General features: G+C 35.6%; 31 protein-coding genes. 3 read left to right on the top strand and 28 right to left on the bottom strand.

What is annotated here, in order from left to right:
- Positions 1–22: 22 nt before the first annotated feature.
- The 28 genes from ACKTSC_RS11515 to ACKTSC_RS11380 form a co-directional block, all read right to left on the bottom strand.
- A complete protein-coding gene (locus ACKTSC_RS11515) occupies positions 23–235 on the bottom strand; it encodes a hypothetical protein (protein ID WP_407857663.1) in 213 nt (70 codons plus the stop codon).
- A complete protein-coding gene (locus ACKTSC_RS11510) occupies positions 232–402 on the bottom strand; it encodes a hypothetical protein (RefSeq protein WP_407857662.1) in 171 nt (56 codons plus the stop codon). Before ACKTSC_RS11510 ends, ACKTSC_RS11515 begins: the two co-directional genes overlap by 4 nt.
- Positions 403–433: 31 nt before the next feature.
- Complete coding sequence (locus tag ACKTSC_RS11505) at positions 434–679, bottom strand: hypothetical protein (RefSeq protein WP_407857661.1); 246 nt, start codon at positions 677–679, stop codon at positions 434–436.
- Positions 680–717: 38 nt separating this feature from the next.
- Complete coding sequence (locus ACKTSC_RS11500; protein ID WP_407857660.1) at positions 718–894, bottom strand: DUF1660 family phage protein; 177 nt, start codon at positions 892–894, stop codon at positions 718–720.
- On the bottom strand, positions 891–1,085 hold the full coding sequence (locus ACKTSC_RS11495; RefSeq protein ID WP_407857659.1) for a hypothetical protein: 195 nt from the start codon (positions 1,083–1,085) through the stop codon (positions 891–893). The genes ACKTSC_RS11500 and ACKTSC_RS11495 overlap by 4 nt, the downstream gene beginning before the upstream one ends.
- 28 nt (positions 1,086–1,113) lie before the next feature.
- Entirely contained in the window at positions 1,114–1,398 is a 285-nt protein-coding gene (locus tag ACKTSC_RS11490) for a hypothetical protein (protein ID WP_407857658.1), read from the bottom strand.
- Complete coding sequence (locus tag ACKTSC_RS11485; RefSeq protein ID WP_407857657.1) at positions 1,361–1,582, bottom strand: hypothetical protein; 222 nt, start codon at positions 1,580–1,582, stop codon at positions 1,361–1,363. Before ACKTSC_RS11485 ends, ACKTSC_RS11490 begins: the two co-directional genes overlap by 38 nt.
- Positions 1,583–1,609: 27 nt before the next feature.
- On the bottom strand, positions 1,610–1,789 hold the full coding sequence (locus ACKTSC_RS11480) for a hypothetical protein (protein ID WP_407857656.1): 180 nt from the start codon (positions 1,787–1,789) through the stop codon (positions 1,610–1,612).
- A gap of 34 nt (positions 1,790–1,823) precedes the next feature.
- Complete coding sequence (locus ACKTSC_RS11475) at positions 1,824–2,120, bottom strand: DUF1140 family protein (RefSeq protein ID WP_407857655.1); 297 nt, start codon at positions 2,118–2,120, stop codon at positions 1,824–1,826.
- Between the two features lie 10 nt (positions 2,121–2,130).
- The gene (locus ACKTSC_RS11470) at positions 2,131–2,328 is read right to left on the bottom strand and encodes a hypothetical protein (RefSeq protein WP_407857654.1); all 198 of its coding nucleotides are present in this window, start codon (positions 2,326–2,328) and stop codon (positions 2,131–2,133) included.
- Between the two features lie 4 nt (positions 2,329–2,332).
- Positions 2,333–2,785: a hypothetical protein gene (locus ACKTSC_RS11465; RefSeq protein ID WP_407857653.1), complete on the bottom strand. Its 453-nt coding sequence runs from the start codon at positions 2,783–2,785 to the stop codon at positions 2,333–2,335.
- A 30-nt stretch (positions 2,786–2,815) separates the two neighbouring features.
- The gene (locus tag ACKTSC_RS11460) at positions 2,816–3,130 is read right to left on the bottom strand and encodes a VRR-NUC domain-containing protein (RefSeq protein WP_407857652.1); all 315 of its coding nucleotides are present in this window, start codon (positions 3,128–3,130) and stop codon (positions 2,816–2,818) included.
- Positions 3,127–3,444, bottom strand: a complete 318-nt coding sequence (locus tag ACKTSC_RS11455) for a hypothetical protein (protein WP_407857651.1) — start codon at positions 3,442–3,444, stop codon at positions 3,127–3,129. Before ACKTSC_RS11455 ends, ACKTSC_RS11460 begins: the two co-directional genes overlap by 4 nt.
- Positions 3,445–3,720: 276 nt before the next feature.
- Positions 3,721–6,033 (bottom strand): phage/plasmid primase, P4 family, encoded by a 2,313-nt coding sequence (locus tag ACKTSC_RS11450; protein ID WP_407857650.1) that lies wholly within the window; start codon positions 6,031–6,033, stop codon positions 3,721–3,723.
- Between the two features lie 15 nt (positions 6,034–6,048).
- A complete protein-coding gene (locus tag ACKTSC_RS11445; protein WP_407857649.1) occupies positions 6,049–6,543 on the bottom strand; it encodes a DUF669 domain-containing protein in 495 nt (164 codons plus the stop codon).
- Positions 6,540–6,809: a hypothetical protein gene (locus ACKTSC_RS11440; protein ID WP_407857648.1), complete on the bottom strand. Its 270-nt coding sequence runs from the start codon at positions 6,807–6,809 to the stop codon at positions 6,540–6,542. Before ACKTSC_RS11440 ends, ACKTSC_RS11445 begins: the two co-directional genes overlap by 4 nt.
- On the bottom strand, positions 6,802–7,548 hold the full coding sequence (locus tag ACKTSC_RS11435) for a hypothetical protein (RefSeq protein ID WP_407857647.1): 747 nt from the start codon (positions 7,546–7,548) through the stop codon (positions 6,802–6,804). Before ACKTSC_RS11435 ends, ACKTSC_RS11440 begins: the two co-directional genes overlap by 8 nt.
- Positions 7,548–8,897 (bottom strand): DEAD/DEAH box helicase, encoded by a 1,350-nt coding sequence (locus ACKTSC_RS11430; RefSeq protein WP_407857688.1) that lies wholly within the window; start codon positions 8,895–8,897, stop codon positions 7,548–7,550. Before ACKTSC_RS11430 ends, ACKTSC_RS11435 begins: the two co-directional genes overlap by 1 nt.
- Entirely contained in the window at positions 8,872–9,585 is a 714-nt protein-coding gene (locus tag ACKTSC_RS11425; protein ID WP_407857646.1) for an AAA family ATPase, read from the bottom strand. The genes ACKTSC_RS11430 and ACKTSC_RS11425 overlap by 26 nt, the downstream gene beginning before the upstream one ends.
- Positions 9,586–10,089 carry a hypothetical protein gene (locus tag ACKTSC_RS11420; protein ID WP_407857645.1) on the bottom strand — a complete coding sequence of 168 codons (504 nt, stop codon included), beginning with the start codon at positions 10,087–10,089 and terminating at the stop codon, positions 9,586–9,588.
- Positions 10,061–10,405, bottom strand: coding sequence for a YqaI family protein (locus ACKTSC_RS11415; protein WP_407857644.1), 345 nt, complete (start codon positions 10,403–10,405; stop codon positions 10,061–10,063). The genes ACKTSC_RS11420 and ACKTSC_RS11415 overlap by 29 nt, the downstream gene beginning before the upstream one ends.
- Positions 10,406–10,463: 58 nt before the next feature.
- Positions 10,464–10,661 carry a hypothetical protein gene (locus ACKTSC_RS11410; RefSeq protein WP_311929138.1) on the bottom strand — a complete coding sequence of 66 codons (198 nt, stop codon included), beginning with the start codon at positions 10,659–10,661 and terminating at the stop codon, positions 10,464–10,466.
- A 571-nt stretch (positions 10,662–11,232) separates the two neighbouring features.
- The gene (locus ACKTSC_RS11405) at positions 11,233–11,427 is read right to left on the bottom strand and encodes a hypothetical protein (RefSeq protein WP_407857643.1); all 195 of its coding nucleotides are present in this window, start codon (positions 11,425–11,427) and stop codon (positions 11,233–11,235) included.
- Between the two features lie 8 nt (positions 11,428–11,435).
- Entirely contained in the window at positions 11,436–11,897 is a 462-nt protein-coding gene (locus ACKTSC_RS11400) for a hypothetical protein (RefSeq protein ID WP_407857642.1), read from the bottom strand.
- A 215-nt stretch (positions 11,898–12,112) separates the two neighbouring features.
- Positions 12,113–12,271 carry a hypothetical protein gene (locus tag ACKTSC_RS11395; protein WP_016177528.1) on the bottom strand — a complete coding sequence of 53 codons (159 nt, stop codon included), beginning with the start codon at positions 12,269–12,271 and terminating at the stop codon, positions 12,113–12,115.
- A gap of 13 nt (positions 12,272–12,284) precedes the next feature.
- A complete protein-coding gene (locus ACKTSC_RS11390) occupies positions 12,285–12,437 on the bottom strand; it encodes a hypothetical protein (RefSeq protein WP_407857641.1) in 153 nt (50 codons plus the stop codon).
- A 2-nt stretch (positions 12,438–12,439) separates the two neighbouring features.
- A complete protein-coding gene (locus ACKTSC_RS11385; protein WP_407857640.1) occupies positions 12,440–12,673 on the bottom strand; it encodes a helix-turn-helix transcriptional regulator in 234 nt (77 codons plus the stop codon).
- A gap of 163 nt (positions 12,674–12,836) precedes the next feature.
- Positions 12,837–13,055: a helix-turn-helix domain-containing protein gene (locus ACKTSC_RS11380; protein WP_071858811.1), complete on the bottom strand. Its 219-nt coding sequence runs from the start codon at positions 13,053–13,055 to the stop codon at positions 12,837–12,839.
- 155 nt (positions 13,056–13,210) lie between these two features.
- Between ACKTSC_RS11380 and ACKTSC_RS11375 the strand changes: the two genes are divergently transcribed.
- The 3 genes from ACKTSC_RS11375 to ACKTSC_RS11365 are packed head-to-tail and all read left to right on the top strand — an operon-like array spanning position 13,211 to position 15,775.
- Positions 13,211–13,849 carry a LexA family protein gene (locus ACKTSC_RS11375; RefSeq protein ID WP_071858812.1) on the top strand — a complete coding sequence of 213 codons (639 nt, stop codon included), beginning with the start codon at positions 13,211–13,213 and terminating at the stop codon, positions 13,847–13,849.
- A 12-nt stretch (positions 13,850–13,861) separates the two neighbouring features.
- A complete protein-coding gene (locus ACKTSC_RS11370; RefSeq protein ID WP_407857639.1) occupies positions 13,862–14,599 on the top strand; it encodes an SHOCT domain-containing protein in 738 nt (245 codons plus the stop codon).
- A 33-nt stretch (positions 14,600–14,632) separates the two neighbouring features.
- Positions 14,633–15,775, top strand: coding sequence for a tyrosine-type recombinase/integrase (locus ACKTSC_RS11365; RefSeq protein WP_407857638.1), 1,143 nt, complete (start codon positions 14,633–14,635; stop codon positions 15,773–15,775).
- Positions 15,776–15,857: the final 82 nt, after the last annotated feature.

Genomic DNA, 15,857 nt, shown 5'->3' with positions numbered 1-15,857 from the left:
ATAATAGAATCGGTTAGTGGAACTAATATGCTAAATTAACCAGATTGCTTAATCGGCCAACTTCTAATTGAATAATGACTCTCGTTCTTAGAGACTCATCACATTGATAAGCAGCAGCAATAATAGCTGATGCACGTTGTACCGCATCAATTGGATTATTTTGAACATCTGCCAAACTAACGCTAATAGTGCCTAACTCTGCTTTAACTCTCTTTTTTCTCTGTCTTTTGTTCATTCCGCCACCTCTTTCAAATGTTGAACAATACTTATCGCATTAACAAATGCAATCGCTCTAGTCTCGTACATTCGCCACATATCAAAACCAACAGGACATTTTTCTTGCGCTTTGATTGCTTCCTCATATTTTTTCTGGAGTTCTGCTATTACTTCTTGCTTATCCATTTCATACCTCTTTTCTATTTGATAGGGTGAGTTAATTTACTTTTTCATAGGTTGCTTCAAAGATGTCCGGTTTACATGGATAGAACTCTCCTTGTACACCTTTGATTATCCAATCTCCCCGACCGACCTTCATTTGACCCTCGAGTGTATCAATATACATTTCTTGATCGTATTTATTAATCCACGCCTTACCTTCACAAAAATCCAAAATATCTTGAATCTTTGTATTGTAGGTGGGTATTGCTTCAACTACAACTGGTTTTTTTCTATATTTCATTTAAATCATCCTTTCCATGATTCGGGTGGTTAGCGGAACTATACTCGTCCGTTCCCACCATATTCTTTAATATCTTCGTGGGTATCAAACCCACATCTCGTACAATAGCCGGCTTCTTCTATGTCTAGTGGATATGGACCAATTCTAAACTCATAGCTTTCAAAATTATGACCTTTTAATTTGCACATCCACCGTTTGATAAACATTGGCATCATTCGCCGTCCTCCAATGCAAAACCAGCAATCGTTTTAAAATTAAACACTGCATGCCTTTTTACTTGCGATCTAACACCAAAATAATCAAATGAAATCATGTCAGTGTTTATCCATTCATGTTCAAAATTTTCAACTCTTTCAAAATATGAAGTTGAACCATTTTCAAACCAAATTACTAGCGTTTTATTCATTACTTTTCCTCCTCTGTGATAGGTGTCGTTAATTGACAAACTCTTTAATTACTTGATGCAAAGCAATTCCAACTCGATTAATCATATCCTCATCCTGTTCGTCATAACCTGCTTCATAAAATATTGCGTGTGTTAATTCATGGACAAAGGTTTGTTCTTTTCTCTGATCGCTTAGAGATTCCAATATCTCAATCTTAGCTAAGTCAAAATGGCACATACCTTGATAATTTCTTTCACCGGCAATATCAATAACTTCCACCAGCTCAATCTTGTAATTAATTCCGCATACCTTTATTTCTTTTGGCAACTTCAAGTAAATTCACCGAACTTTCTTCTTCAAATATTCCAACTGTGCTGATTTCTACACCATCTAAAAACGGTTGATTCATGCTTTCTCTCATAACTAATGCATTTGCTTGTTTATGACTCTCCGCCTTAACTGGAAATAGAAAAAGCTGTTCTGACTCTGTTTCTAATAAAACGTTATATTTTTTCATTTATTTTTTCCTCCTTAATATCTTCCGTTAGCATAAATCAGCAATCTTTAAAACTTGCTGTTCTCCCTCTGTTCCTTTAGTCAAAACTGATATACCAGCACCAAATTGATTAGGATATTTTTCTACCAATTCATTGAAAAACTCACTGAAATGTTCTTGAATTTGTTCTTCTGATAATCCCTTGATTTTTAAAACAAGTGTAGTCATTTCTATTATTTTCCCCCTTACGTGATAGCGCCAGTTAGCGTACTAATCTCAACACTTCATCAGTGATAAAACTGAATCGATCTTGATGCAACATATCTTTCCAGTGATAAATTTTATTTAGATAGTTCATTTCGTCTTTTATTTTATTGATTTCATTGATACACAATTCCGACTGGCTTACTGCTTGCCAGTATCGTTGAGTAGTATGTGCTGGCGTCAGAGCTAATTCTTGGATCGTTTTATCTGCTCGCTCTTTTTTACGTTCGTATAATCGTAATTGTCTTACTTGTTCTTTCAGAATTAACGTGTAATAACGATCTACTAAATTCATCGTAATTCTCCTATCCAATAAACTTTTCTTTCTTATATCCAACCTCAATTAGAAACTCCTCTCGCTGATTCAACGCTGTTCTGTAACTCGTTTTTGATTCGATGCTCCTGGCTACTTGCTTTGCTTTATCAATGCTGGTGTAGCAAAACAGTTTTTTATCTTCGTCCGCTACGATTGCTGCAATATTATCGTGATATATGCGATACATTGAATCACCTCGAATTTAGTTTGATTTTGTAAGCTCTAAGCCATGCATAAACCGTTGAGCGTGAGGCGTTAAATTTCTCGCTCGTTTTCTTAATGCCGTTGTAATCGTAGTAGTATTTCAAGTCTTCTCTAGCTGGTTTTTTCACTCGCCGATATTTTTCTAATCGATGTTTTTTTCTTGCATAAGTGAAAACATTCAAATCGATCGGATAAATATCGTGAAGTTCCGCAAATGATAATCGCTTATTCAGCAAATCCACAATGCTATCTTCTAATCCTGGCTGACCGTCTAAAAATTTTTGATATCTATTTTCCATTTTCTTTTTCGGTACATCTGTTTCAAGTATTCTCATTAGTTCTTGATGCCTCTCACTCGCACGATCGTCTAAGTACCATTCTGGATCACTGGTTAATAACAACAGTTCATGCCAAGCCTCTTGCTGCTCTGGTGTCTTCATTTGCTCCCTCCTAATTCGTATGCGATTTTTTTATTTCTTATTAACAATCCGCAAAGCGTCTTCCACTGATCTTGCTACTCCATATAAAACTGGTTGATTTTTTAGGAATTCGCCGAACCGTAATTGGTCAGGTCGTAATTTACCTTTTTCGTTTTTGACTTCGATATAAATTGATTTTCCATCTGAATTTCTATGCCCACATAGATCAGGAAATCCTTTTGGCATTCCGTAAAATTGTCTGCCTTCTATAGTTGTGACTTGCCCGGCATTCGATCGAAAAATCGTACAGCCATTTTCTGATAGAGCAATTCTGATCTCGTCTTGTATTTGATGTTCTGATTTCAATGTTTGATCCTCATTTGATAATAAATGCCACCGTTCATTTTTTTCTTAGTAGCAAATTTAGAAATGATCCGGCCGAATTTAGTTTGGCTGATAGGTTCTCCACTGGTTGATTGTAAATAGAATTTATATGCTTCTGTGGCGTTTAGCCGTTCGTCTGAAATCTCAAACAAAGAATCGAAAAAACCAAAATCACTTTTCTCATCACAACTTATTTTGGGACCAGCCTTGAATATTGCCAATGCTTCTTCAAAATCGAATCCTTCAGCTTGTATCGATTTAACTGTTTTAGCTATTGAAATATAAATTTCGTTCATCATAAACCTTCCTATCTGTGTTTCAAGATAACCCTACATCTCGAACTATCATTGTCATACCAACGCTTCTAGCTATTTGCGGTGTATACGATGTAGGGTAAGACCTCAAAACCTATTCTTTTTTATATAATTTACTTTTTATTTTTTACTTTAATACTTTATTATTTTTTTCTAACTATACATCAAAGAAGAAAAAATATACTATAAGTATTGATATATAAGGGTTTATAAGCGATGTAGGGTTGACTGCTAACTTTACATCTTACCCTACATCTTTTACTTAAAAAGCTCTCTCACGTTGTCATATTTTCTTGGTTTTAAAGAAATGCCATCATATACTACACCAATTTTCATTCGTTTCTTACTATATTTTTTTGAAATCTCTCTACCAAACTTCGTGTTAGTAAAAGTGTGTTCACCATTGTCCGATGCCCATTCACGATAAACTTTGTATAATTCACCGCCTGATATTTTTAGACCTGGACCTGTTTCACAACACGCTTCGATAAATGTACCTATTTGGTCCATTTCGCTACGGTAGTCCTGACTTGCTGCAACAACAGACTGTGGTTTTTTCAAGCCCTCTCTCTGCCACATTAAGCAACCATCAATGGCCCATTTTAAAATGCCTTGTAACTCGGTTTGTAGTTTGTATTTAAGATTTTTGTCCTTCTTATGGTCAGGTATTTGAACGATAAATGGAATTAGATTTAATCTTCGCCAAATCCCATCATCAGTGCCTCGAATAATTGGTTTGTGATTAGTTGCTAACCATAATTTAAATTCAGGTTCAAACTCGAATTCTTTTCCATAAAGATGCCGCGCGGTCACTTTATCGCCACCAGTTAATTGTTTAACCAATCCTTCATCTAATCGGACACCTTCGTTTGGCTCTGACGATGTTACTAATCGAGCACCTTTTAATCGAGCGATATCACTATTAGCCGATGACTGGCTTTGTTTTACCATGATTGTTTGTGCTTGCATGGTCATGGCGTAATTGCCCATTAATTCAGAAATGATTTCCAAAAACACTGACTTACCGTTTGATCCGTGACCATAAAGGATAAACATACACTGCTCTCTTGTGGAACCTGTTAGTGAGTATCCAACGCATTTTTGAATGTAATTAATCAGCTCTTGATCATTGTTAAATATCTGATTGATGAATTCCTCCCACATAGGACAATCAACCGATTCTGTGTACTCGACGTTTGATATACGAGTAAACATTTTATCTATCTCGTGTTCGTGTAGTAGCCCGTCACTTAAAGATAAAAAACCGCTTTGAGTGTTGAATAATGATTTGTCTTTATCAAATTCTTCTGGTAAGACTGACAGTCGATGTTTTAATTCATCCATCATGGCATTTTTACCTGCATTGCTACGAGAACGTTTAATATGCTTCTCTTTCGCTTTTTCTAACGCTTCTCGTGTTTCATCATCTGCGCCTTCTGGAACTATTAAAGGTTCCTTACCCATGATATCCACTGTGTTATCAATCATTTTCCGCACTTCGCCAGTGTTGTCTTGAAGCCAAACTTTCCCGTCGTAGTAATACCACGCTTTATCTATATAGGAATATTTGACCAGCGTCCCATAGATGTCATTGAATCGGTCTGCATTACCAGTATCATCATAGGAATAAAATTTCTTTTCTTTTGGCTGTTCTTGGTCTTTGATAAATATTTTGAAATCAGATTTTCGTTTTGGATTGTATACAGAATTTGTATCGGCAATTGCTTTATTCAACAGCCCTTCGCCGTAAGTTGTAGCGCCGCGCTTCTGATCGTATTTCGTTCGAATCATAGCTGACGATCGAAAAATCTCGTCCATTTTTTCATAATCTCTACCAGTCCAAAAGGCAAGATCGTTGGCAAAAGCCATATCCGCCTCTGATTGTGAACTGTAGAAAGCTTCCCAACCGCCCTCCATGAAAACTTTAAATCTTGCGCCTTGAGAAGACGATTCAGCACGTTGAATAATTTCTTCGATAGGCAAATCAACAGTGTTCATTAATGGATTTTCTTCTTTAAATTGGATGATTTTTTTATCACCAACATACCGATCATAAAGTCGTTTGATATTTTTTGGATCAGGTTCAGAGATAGCGAGATAATCTGAAGCAATATTTCCAGTCATTACAAAGAATCGTCCATCTTGATACATCTCAACATCACCTTTGCGACGCCTTCCGCCGGGCAGTTTGCCTCGAGCAATAATGTGGATGCCTGTTCCAGACTGAGAATATTCAGCATAAGACTTCATGCTTTCTATGAATTCATAAATGATATTTTCTTCCACATCACCCATCTTATAGCGCTCAACTTCGCCTTCAGCATTATCAATATCAATCCCAAAATATGGTGGTTTGAAGAAAAAACCTAGACCAGTCATCTCAAATTTATTGATAGCATCGAGAGCGGTCTGAAAATCAGACCATGTGCTCTCATCGTTAGATTTAGCTTTGTATCCATTGTTTGCGTTATAAGGAATCTTTGTGTGTTTGTTTCTTTTTTCATCCCAAACTAGCTTGTAAACACACCACTGTTTGAGATTTTTAAGCTCTGTTGGGATTTTTTCGTACATCTTTACACCTCGTGATTAGAATGGTAAGTCGTCTTTTTGAACCGTTACATCGGGACGAGCAGGTCCGAATGATGGTTCGTCTCCATTTTTAAATTGGTGATTTACTGGTCCAGTTGTATTTGTCTTTTCCCAGCGTTTAACATTGGTGTTTCTGTATCCATTTGATTCTTCATTTTTAACTGTTACACGAACTGGTTTTAAAACCATGTCAGCAAAAAATTCTTCTAATCCGTTATATGTTTTGCCATCTTCTAAGCCAAGTGCTTGCGCGATTGCCATGACCATTCCCATATTATATTTGTTGTCTTTTTTTCCTTTCCAAACTTTCGGAAAAAGGTGGCTGTTTTGGAATTGCTGTTGTACATCGTTCCGAATAATTAATTCAATATCAATGAATTCTGATCCTGATGGCGTTGCATTTTCTACTACTTTGTTGACGACCGCTTCATACGTTCCATCTTTGACTTCGCCTCTTTGTTGTACTTTTGAAAAATCTAAGTTAAATGTCATTTTGTAGTTCCTCCGTTAATTTGGTTTAGTTGTGTTGAAATCATAGTTAATGCTTGTTGGAATGCTTCTACTTCTTCGTAGCCATGAAAAGTAATGCTCAAGTCTTGATAATCGAGGTCTCTAATTCGTCTGTCGTTTGTATCTGTGATAGTTACTGAGCTACCTCGAAAATTAGCAGGTACTATATCAAATAAAACGAAGTCATCAGATTTTGTAATAGAAAATGAAATGTTGTTAATCGTGATTTTTGATTCTAATTCACTCATCTGGATTCTCCTTTTTGTATTTTTCTAAAATCGGTTTTTGGTTATTTCGGATGTGTTCATCTATTTCTTTTTGTTTTTCTTTGACGTAATCATTTATGTCTATATCACTTTCCGACAAGGCGAAGATTTCTTTTCCTATTGAATCGTACAATTCTTTTCTTAATTCAATTTCTGTTTTGTTCCTTTTTAATACAGCCTCTTTAAAATTAGTAAAGCGCCCTAAACCTTTTGTTTTTCCGTTATTAATTTTAATTTGCGCGTACCATCTTTTTCTTTGGTTATCAAATGAAACACCGACGTACCCCGTTTTATTTTTGCTGTTTTTCTTCCCAATAACATTTACATTTGTTCCTCTTATATATTGTTTGGAAAGATTTTTTTGAAATTTATTTTTGCTTCCTTTTTTTGTTTGATAAATTCCCGCTTTGTCTCCACTAGCCTTTAAACTTTTTAAAGGCATTTCTTTAATTTTTCCTGTTTCTACATGTCTTGCTAAAATAATTTGACTTCTACCAGATGTTCTTTTTCCAGTGTCACCAATGATTTTCCAATATCCAATAACCTGGCCCGCAAAGTCTTCTGGTTCACTCTGTTCTCTTTTTGGAACCCCGTATTTATTTTCTAAATAAATTCGATATTCCTCAGCCTCGTGTTCGGTTGGAAAACATTTCCACTTTTTCATTCCTTTATTTTGATAAAATACTTTCCAACCGCTTTTGTAACGTGTCACCCCACGCATCACAACCACCCCTTCCTTTTGCAAGCCATATAAGCCCAACCGGGTTTAAACCCTTTAGCTCTAGCAATTGCATATAAATCTTCAATTGTGGAAGCTTCTTCTTCCGTCATGTTGTAATATTTATTGTTTTCAAAATTCAAAGTAATTTTCGTTTCTCCGACTTTCATCAATTCGATCGATTCATCAACTTCAATCTCACTTTTTCGTTCTTCAATCGGCTGTACCTCCCCACAATAAGGACAAATATTTTCACCTTTTGGTCGTTCGTAAGCCCCGAAGCAAAACGCACATTGAACGATAGATAACTCACTATCAGTTTTTGTTTTCTTTTTTGTATCTAAACTCCATTCACGATCCATATCAGGCAATCCGAATCGGTTTACATTACCTACGTGATCAATGATGATTGACGTTTTATCTGGTCGGTAACGCATCCCCCTCATCGATTGCTGAATGTACAATGATAACGATTGAGTAGGTCTCAACATAATCACAGTTGAACAATCAGGGACGTCAAATCCTTCTCCAATCAAATCAACATTGCATAGGATTTTAATTTCATGATTTCTGAACGCTTCGATAATGTCTGCACGTTCATCTTTTGGCGTTTTTGCATCAATATGTGCTGCTTTATAACCAGCATTGTTGAATATCTCGGCTGTGTGCTTACTTGCATCGATACTGTGGCAGTATGCTATTGCCTGCTCGTTATCAGCAAGCGTTTGATAATGTTTCAACACGTCGCCATAAATAGTATTCTTCACTGCCTTATCCATTGATTTCTTCGTAAAATCTCCGGTTGAAGCTTTCTTCAATTCAGCGGTATCAATCAGCCGTGGCGCATAATACTCGTATGGCGCTAATCGATGATTCTCAATCAACCATTTAGCTGACACGCCTTCGATCAATAAATCATTAACATCTCCCAACCCGCTCCCGTTTAATCGGACGGGTGTTGCGGTAAAACCTAATCTCGGAACATCTGAATAGTAGTCATATATTTTTCTGTATGACGCCGCTAGCCCATGATGATTTTCATCAGTGATGATCAACTGTGGTTTTTTGATTGTTTCAAGATGTCTTACAACTGTTTGAACCATTCCAAAATTAACCAATTTCAAATCAACACCAATGACTTTAAATGTCTTTTTTATTTGGTCTATCAACTCACGACGATGGACTAAAAACAAAACTCGGTTACCTTTTGAAGTCGTCATACGTGCGATCTCAGCGACCATAACAGATTTGCCTGAACCACATGGCGAAACAATACAAGGCGCTTTAAAACCCTCGATATAAGCTTGTCTAGCACGTTTAACTAAATCATTCTGATAATCGTACAGTTCCATCAATATCGAACAACTCCTCTTGCAGAGCAAACTCTCGATCATCTAGTTGGTTTTTAGCAAATGTTTGATCTGTTCGTTTCAATAGAAAACCTCGTGTTCCTGTTTCTTCATTGATCATTAACCGGCCAACCATATTCATCAGACCCATTACATTATTTACAATCTTTTCTCGAATCTGTGGATGAAACTGGTTGAATATTTGACCACCAGGTGATTGAATTTGAATTTGAGTTTCCCATGCAGTAAAAACTTTGTTTACACCTTTCCACGAATTGATATACCGAATCATGTCAGGCAGATAAAATGAGAATTTATTATAATCACCCATTTCAGGAATACCCATTGCTTTGCCGTCTCTTGTTTTTGACAGACGTGATTTTTCGGCTAACCAAGCTTGTTCAAATTCGGATAGATTATCGAAAAAGATATTGTCATACTTATCTAAATAATTATCGTGAATATCCTTCAACATTTTTTTCATTCCAACTTCTACATCATTTAAATCTGCATAAACGATATCGATGTTTGGATTGCCTGCTAAAACATTCGTGGTACGGTCAATGTCAATGACAAGCGTTTTACCTTTTAAATAATTTGCTGTATATGTTTTCCCTCCGCCAGGCGGGGCGTAGATCAAGACAGAGAAACTACTTGCACGATCAATATCAGTTGCTTTGATTATTTCCATCTACTCTTTCACCTTCACTTTCACTTCGGTTCCCTTAACATCAACGGTTGTGTTTGGAATGGCCATGCCATTATCATCAATCAGTAAGCCTTCTTCTGTTCGATGGAAAACGCCGTCAACTAAGAGCTGTTTAATGTCATTTTGAATTGGTTTAACAATAACTTCTTCTTTGATTAGTCCCGGATGTTCTTCTTTCATGTAACGTTCAAATCGAACTTTCTCTTCTTTCGATTTTGGCAAACTCAATTTATAAGAAGCTTTGCTTTTCAAATTAGGATATTTCTTACTAATCACGAAGCTTTCTGTTTCTACTGATTCCATATCGCCTAAGAGCTGTTTTTGAATTTCTAATGCAGCGGTTAATTCTTTTTCAATCTCATTGAGAAATGCCAATTTAGTTTCTGTAATTCGAGCAATTTGATCATCATAAAGACTGATTTTGATTCCTATTAAAGAACGTAGATTTTCAATTTCCTTAGTAATTTCTTCGAGATTCAACAGCATCCCCTCCTCTTAATGGTTGTAAATCAAAATGTTTGGCATATCCGTTCTCTTCAATCCAAGTAATTAATGCTTCTTTAATGGTTTCCGAATACTGACTGGGCAACATAGACTCTCGTAACTCTTCGTTCGCTTCACCTGCGGTTAACTCCTCCACATACTCGTTTGAGTAACGTTCTAAGTTTTCTTTTAATACAATTCCATCTGCATTGATGTAGACTGTACTGTTCTCGTAGATATCGTCTCCGTAAATGTCTTTTAGAATTGGTTCTTCATAGTTCGGTTCCATAGGTACACCTAGTGAATCTTTAATCGTCATGTGCTATAATTCCTCCTATAAGATATTTTTTTTGACTAGCTTAGTTTGGTAGACGGGGCTAGTCTTTTTTTGTGACTAAATTCGTTGGTTTTCCAAACGGTTGATTTATTAGATTTAGCTTCCCGTTCCCAGTTGTAGCAAACAAACTCTTCATAAATGTTTGAATCACAATCAGTTGTTCTTCTGACAATGCAACCGGATAGTATTGATCATCTCTGATATACATAACGGCAAATGTTTCGTTAAAATCTTCCACACTTTCACCCCTTTCAATTTGATATAATGGTTTAAAAACTGGATGGTGGTTCTGTGGATATTTTCCAATTGATATCAATTATTAGCTTCGTTTTAAGTTCTTATTTAACGTTAAATAAAATCTTTCAAGCTAAATCTCACATTAATATAGACACGTATGCTTCTTATACAGTTCATGACATGATTTATATTCAAGCAGTCATAGCTAATCATTCTTCTGAACCCGCTATGTTAATTAATCTAAACCTCTCTTCATCTCAGACCGACGAAGTATGGAGCGCCACCCCATTTAAAAAATTAATAGTATCAAGCGTAAAAGGTGATAGAAAATTATACTCACAAGCGTTACCAATAAATATTCCGCCCAAAACCGCATCGTCCTTTTACTTAGCATTTGAAGTTGGTACTAATAACGTCAGTCATATTATGGAAAAGGACGCTAATTTGAAATTCAATTTGAATGGGAGTTACTTTGACCAAATTGTGAATCTTAAAAAAGTACAGTCCCCAATAGAGAGATTATCGAGAGAATTAGACTGATAATTATCAGCCCAAATTCAATTCTGTCTCGACTACTCATAGTCAGCCTCCTTGGTTGGCTTTTTTTGTTCATACTCCGCAACATCGTATATCAGCACTAATCCGAAAACTGCTGTTACGTATGCTGCTTTCAGCCAATCTGGCACATTTCCTGTCAGCGCCGCACCGATTCCAAACATGAATAGCATTGCGCCTGTTCTGCGTAGCCAATAGATTTTTTTCATCATTAACCCCCCTACTGACCCAACTCGTTTACTTTTCGTTGGCTCAAATTTGCTAACTCAGCCATGCGTGCGTCTTTTTGTGCTGAATCGTTTTGAACGTTAGATAGTTCGTTACGCAGCTTATCCGCCTCTTGCTGTTTCTGCGCGACTTCCTGTTGCTTAGATTCGACTTCACGTTGTTTGGCTTCGATTTCAGACTGCTTCGCATTGACCTCGTTTTGTTTGTTTGCCAATTGCTGTTTCAAACTGTCTAGTTGATCTTGCAGGTTCTTTTGCTGACTAGTCGTTTGATCAAGTTTGCTTTGAACGTCTGCTGCCTTCTGTTTGTTCTGCGTAGCAATGTTAGCTAGTTTGTAGATGTTCTGTTCTACAGTCGTTGCATTATCGAAGAACCCAGCGCCTGCGGCGAATCCTACAGTTGATCCTAGAAACAATGCAGCAGTAACTCCTAGTGCAATTTTTTTATTTTTCATGTGGTACTTCCTTTCTGTTGTATACTTTTCTTATCAGTTCCAGAAATTTTAAATGCAGTGGTTGAAAATAAATTTCTTATTTTTGATCGTCACGATGAAAAAGATAGTCTAGAATATAGAGATCATTCTTTTGCTTTTCGTAACGAGATTACTGAAAAAAACCAACCGTTGATACTAACTACACAATCAATTACTACAATAATTGATATGTATAACTAATCTTTAATGGCATGTTGTTTCTCTGAAGCAATATGCCAACTTCTTTCTAAAAATACCTTCTTTGTTTCTTCTAACGCTTCTAGAGCTTCTAAAGCAGATAAATTATTTTTGACTAAGATTCCAGTTAATTCAGAAATAATTTTCACTTCATTCATTTTGTTACCCCCTCTATTGCTTAATTCCAATTTCAAATTCAACTGAAGCCAATTCGTCTGCCAACGTTTTGGCTTCTTTTAATAGTTCTACATACCGTTCTGCTTTAGCTACAGCTTCTTCTACGCCGATAAATTCAACTTTTACAGCTAATTTTTCTTCTTTCATCGTTATGCTCCTTTCGTTTTATGATCTTCCATCCAATCGTCTAAATCTTTAATGTCGTACTTAGGATTACTATTTTCTCCAAATAAAATGATTCGTAGTCCATCTTTAACCCACTGGTTAATTGTTCCTGGCGATGTCCCTGTATAGATTACAGCTTCTTTTTGAGTCAGATATCTTTTAGGAACATAGTTTAAAAGTAAATTTCTTAATTCTTCACGTGTAATTTGTTCTGGCATTCAAAAAACCTCCTACCTGTTATTTATCGTGAAAACGAAAAATGTTTCACGCCAATATGGCTATTTTTTTCTTATTTAAAATTGGTTTTGTTTCACAAAGAGAACCTTGTGGATAAGTTTCTTTTTCATGAAACTTTGAAAATATTTAATTTCTTTTTGGAAACTATTTTCGTATTAAAAAAGAACCAACTTCTTCATCAGGAATATCTAAAACATTCATAATTTTAATAAAAGAAGGCAATGTAATGATGATTTGACCACTCATATATTTTGAGTAAGTTCCTTTCGTGACTTCTAATTCACCTGCCATATCAACATCTTTTAGTTTTTTAATTTTCATTTTTTCTTCTAATTTTGATTTATCCACAGGAATCATTTTCATCTCACATCCTTTCGACATAAGTTATCATAACCTAAAAGTTTCCTGTTGGCAACTATATTTTGAAAACTTTTTCTAAAATAATATCTCTTGTTTCTTGTTACGAAACTATTTAAAATAAAAGCATACAATGACAAGATATTCGAAGGACTGATAAAATGATAAATAACTATAATGCAGTTGGATATTTAAGGGATGTTCGAAAAGACAAACGAATCAACCAAGAAACTATTGGCAACATATTAAATGTAACAAAAGCAACTATTTCGAAATACGAATCTGGCAAATTGCAAATGAGTACCGAAGACATTTTAAAATATGCTGATTTTCTAGGAGTGAACCGCGGAGAATTGCCAGATTTAGAGGTTTCGAGCAATCTATTCGTAGACGAAGCATATTTGAAAGTGGTTGGATCAGTTCGTGCTGGTTATCCTCTTGAATGTTATGAAATTGCTGAAGATGTACCTGTCCCTTCATGGATTTTAAAAAAATTTCCTTCTGCGTACGGGTTAAGAGTGCATGGCGATAGTATGGATAGAATCATTCCTGAAAACACAATCGCCGTCGTGAACCCACAATCTGAATTGCCAAATGGGAAGATAGCGGTTGTAAGGATTAACGGAACAGAAACTACGATGAAAAAGTTTTATAATTTAGATGGAACAATTATTTTGAAACCAGAAAGCACAAATCCTGATTACAAAACTATGAGTTTCGATACTAAGAAAGAACAAGAGGATTTACACATTGAAGGTCGGGTCGTGACATTCGTTCCCGATCCAAAAATAATTCTATAAGGAGGAACAAAAATGGGTTTTTGGGATTCGGTTAAATCAGGAGCAAAAGATATCGCGAGGCAAACTGCTTTGGAAGGTATGGTTAGAGATAATAACGAACTATCAGAAGACGAAATCGCTGAATTTGTTGAATTCAACAAGATGACTCCTTCTGAAGCCATTCTGAAGAAACCGTCTAAGTATTTTAACTGTACAAATAGATATGGGGATATAGAAATTGATTCCTACAAGAAATTATTTAGAGTTAAATTTAATGTATACAATTTTAGTGAATTAAATAGTTACGAATTGCTTGAAAATGGAAGTTCTGTAATGAGTGGCGGTTTAGGTATCGGCAGAGCAGTTGTTGGCGGTGTCCTTGCCGGTGGTGTCGGTGCAATCTTAGGAGGAGTTACAAAAAAGAAAAAGCAAAAAAATCATGTCGACTCTCTAAAGATATTAGTTACCTTCAAGAATAGAACTCCACAATCAATTAATATCGACTACATCAAAAAGAAACAAGATAAAGATAAAAAATATGAAAAAATATTGATTAAAGCTAAAGAGACTATGGCAGGATTCGATTACATTGTCTCTGAATTAGAAGTTGGAAGACACGATGAATTAATCGGTGCAGTATCTCATGCAAATGAAGAAAGCATCTCACTCTCTCCTACTGACGAAATACGCAAGTACAAAGAATTATTAGATGACGGTATTATTTCCCAAGAAGAATTCGATGCCAAGAAACAAGAATTATTGGGGTTGTAAAAACTTTAATATAAGCAAATTGGAGGTGATCTAATGGCTAGTTTTGACCAGTACAAAGATAAGAATGGCGAGAAACGTTGGAAGTTCCAAGCGTATTTGGGAATCAATCCTGAAACTGGTAAACCTGTTAAAACTACTCGAAGAAATTTCAAAACTCAAAGAGAAGCTAAACTAGCCTTAGCCACACTTCAAAGTAATTTTGAAAATGAGTTGTTCAAAAAAGAAAAACCTAAAACGTATAACGAAGTTTATGATTCTTGGATGGTAGAGTATGAAAAAACTGTTCGAGGATCTACTCTACTTAAAACAAAAAGGATATTCAAAAATCACATTTTAGATCAATTAGGCGAGATGTATATATCAGAAATTACTCCGCTCAAAATTCAAGAATTAATGAATGATTGGGCAGCTAAATATACTACCGCTTCAAAAATGATGAACTATACTGGGCTAGTCTTTAAATATGCTGTTCGATTTGGTTTGATTGATCGTAATCCGGTTGATTCTATTTTGAAGCCAAAAGCAAAAAAAACTAAGAAGCAAGACGAAGCTTTTTATGATAAAGATGAACTAAAATTATTTCTTGATATTTTATATAAATATTCTAATCTGAAAGTCCAAGCATATTTTCGTCTTCTGGCAATGACTGGTATGCGAAAACAAGAAGCGAATGCTTTAGAATGGAAAGATGTTGATTTTAAAAAACAAACTGTTAATATTGAAAAAGCTGTATCGAGATCTGCTACTGGCCTTCATATCTCAGAGACGAAAAATAAAGGCTCTAATCGAATAATTTCTATTGATATGGCAACTTTAGAAAAACTAAAAGAGTGGAAGTTAGAAAATAAACCTTTGAGTGATGAGTGGTTAATCTTTGGCAAAGCCGAGTCAGTCAGACCGCATGACATTATGAGTCTTGATACATCAAGAAAATGGCTATTAACTATTCAAGACGAAATGGACAAAGCTTCAGATAAGCCCATGCATAGAATTACTACTCATGGATTTAGACATACACATGCTAGTCTTCTCGTAGAAATGGGAGCTTCGTTAAAAGATATTCAGTATCGTTTAGGGCATACCGACATTCAGACAACTATGAATGTGTACTCTCATGTTTCTAAATCTGCAAAAGAAAAACTAGCGAATAAGTTCAACGAGTTCATTGATTTTTAGCTCAATAGCATTCAATATAGCATTCAAAATACTTTAGATATTGATTTATGAGCATTTAAGCGACTCCCGCCAGCTCCATTAA

The sequence above is a fragment of the Enterococcus hailinensis genome, assembly GCF_045862035.1.
In the GTDB taxonomy this organism is placed as follows: Bacteria; Bacillota; Bacilli; order Lactobacillales; family Enterococcaceae; genus Enterococcus_A; species Enterococcus_A hailinensis.
The sequence above is the reverse complement of the archived record's forward strand: the minus strand, read 5'-3'. Positions and strand labels throughout refer to the sequence as shown.

Excerpts from the sequence above, each read along its gene's own strand:
- ACKTSC_RS11515 (WP_407857663.1), bottom strand. The coding sequence starts at position 235 with ATGAACAAAAGACAGAGAAAAAAGAGAGTTAAAGCAGAGTTAGGCACT.
- ACKTSC_RS11510 (WP_407857662.1), bottom strand. The coding sequence starts at position 402 with ATGGATAAGCAAGAAGTAATAGCAGAACTCCAGAAAAAATATGAGGAA.
- ACKTSC_RS11505 (WP_407857661.1), bottom strand. The coding sequence starts at position 679 with ATGAAATATAGAAAAAAACCAGTTGTAGTTGAAGCAATACCCACCTAC.
- ACKTSC_RS11500 (WP_407857660.1), bottom strand. The coding sequence starts at position 894 with ATGATGCCAATGTTTATCAAACGGTGGATGTGCAAATTAAAAGGTCAT.
- ACKTSC_RS11495 (WP_407857659.1), bottom strand. The coding sequence starts at position 1,085 with ATGAATAAAACGCTAGTAATTTGGTTTGAAAATGGTTCAACTTCATAT.
- ACKTSC_RS11485 (WP_407857657.1), bottom strand. The coding sequence starts at position 1,582 with ATGAAAAAATATAACGTTTTATTAGAAACAGAGTCAGAACAGCTTTTT.
- ACKTSC_RS11480 (WP_407857656.1), bottom strand. The coding sequence starts at position 1,789 with ATGACTACACTTGTTTTAAAAATCAAGGGATTATCAGAAGAACAAATT.
- ACKTSC_RS11475 (WP_407857655.1), bottom strand. The coding sequence starts at position 2,120 with ATGAATTTAGTAGATCGTTATTACACGTTAATTCTGAAAGAACAAGTA.
- ACKTSC_RS11470 (WP_407857654.1), bottom strand. The coding sequence starts at position 2,328 with ATGTATCGCATATATCACGATAATATTGCAGCAATCGTAGCGGACGAA.
- ACKTSC_RS11465 (WP_407857653.1), bottom strand. The coding sequence starts at position 2,785 with ATGAAGACACCAGAGCAGCAAGAGGCTTGGCATGAACTGTTGTTATTA.
- ACKTSC_RS11455 (WP_407857651.1), bottom strand. The coding sequence starts at position 3,444 with ATGAACGAAATTTATATTTCAATAGCTAAAACAGTTAAATCGATACAA.
- ACKTSC_RS11450 (WP_407857650.1), bottom strand. The coding sequence starts at position 6,033 with ATGTACGAAAAAATCCCAACAGAGCTTAAAAATCTCAAACAGTGGTGT.
- ACKTSC_RS11445 (WP_407857649.1), bottom strand. The coding sequence starts at position 6,543 with ATGACATTTAACTTAGATTTTTCAAAAGTACAACAAAGAGGCGAAGTC.
- ACKTSC_RS11440 (WP_407857648.1), bottom strand. The coding sequence starts at position 6,809 with ATGAGTGAATTAGAATCAAAAATCACGATTAACAACATTTCATTTTCT.
- ACKTSC_RS11435 (WP_407857647.1), bottom strand. The coding sequence starts at position 7,548 with ATGCGTGGGGTGACACGTTACAAAAGCGGTTGGAAAGTATTTTATCAA.
- ACKTSC_RS11430 (WP_407857688.1), bottom strand. The coding sequence starts at position 8,897 with ATGGAACTGTACGATTATCAGAATGATTTAGTTAAACGTGCTAGACAA.
- ACKTSC_RS11425 (WP_407857646.1), bottom strand. The coding sequence starts at position 9,585 with ATGGAAATAATCAAAGCAACTGATATTGATCGTGCAAGTAGTTTCTCT.
- ACKTSC_RS11420 (WP_407857645.1), bottom strand. The coding sequence starts at position 10,089 with ATGCTGTTGAATCTCGAAGAAATTACTAAGGAAATTGAAAATCTACGT.
- ACKTSC_RS11415 (WP_407857644.1), bottom strand. The coding sequence starts at position 10,405 with ATGACGATTAAAGATTCACTAGGTGTACCTATGGAACCGAACTATGAA.
- ACKTSC_RS11405 (WP_407857643.1), bottom strand. The coding sequence starts at position 11,427 with ATGATGAAAAAAATCTATTGGCTACGCAGAACAGGCGCAATGCTATTC.
- ACKTSC_RS11400 (WP_407857642.1), bottom strand. The coding sequence starts at position 11,897 with ATGAAAAATAAAAAAATTGCACTAGGAGTTACTGCTGCATTGTTTCTA.
- ACKTSC_RS11395 (WP_016177528.1), bottom strand. The coding sequence starts at position 12,271 with ATGAATGAAGTGAAAATTATTTCTGAATTAACTGGAATCTTAGTCAAA.
- ACKTSC_RS11390 (WP_407857641.1), bottom strand. The coding sequence starts at position 12,437 with ATGAAAGAAGAAAAATTAGCTGTAAAAGTTGAATTTATCGGCGTAGAA.
- ACKTSC_RS11385 (WP_407857640.1), bottom strand. The coding sequence starts at position 12,673 with ATGCCAGAACAAATTACACGTGAAGAATTAAGAAATTTACTTTTAAAC.
- ACKTSC_RS11380 (WP_071858811.1), bottom strand. The coding sequence starts at position 13,055 with ATGAAAATGATTCCTGTGGATAAATCAAAATTAGAAGAAAAAATGAAA.
- ACKTSC_RS11375 (WP_071858812.1), top strand. The coding sequence starts at position 13,211 with ATGATAAATAACTATAATGCAGTTGGATATTTAAGGGATGTTCGAAAA.
- ACKTSC_RS11370 (WP_407857639.1), top strand. The coding sequence starts at position 13,862 with ATGGGTTTTTGGGATTCGGTTAAATCAGGAGCAAAAGATATCGCGAGG.
- ACKTSC_RS11365 (WP_407857638.1), top strand. The coding sequence starts at position 14,633 with ATGGCTAGTTTTGACCAGTACAAAGATAAGAATGGCGAGAAACGTTGG.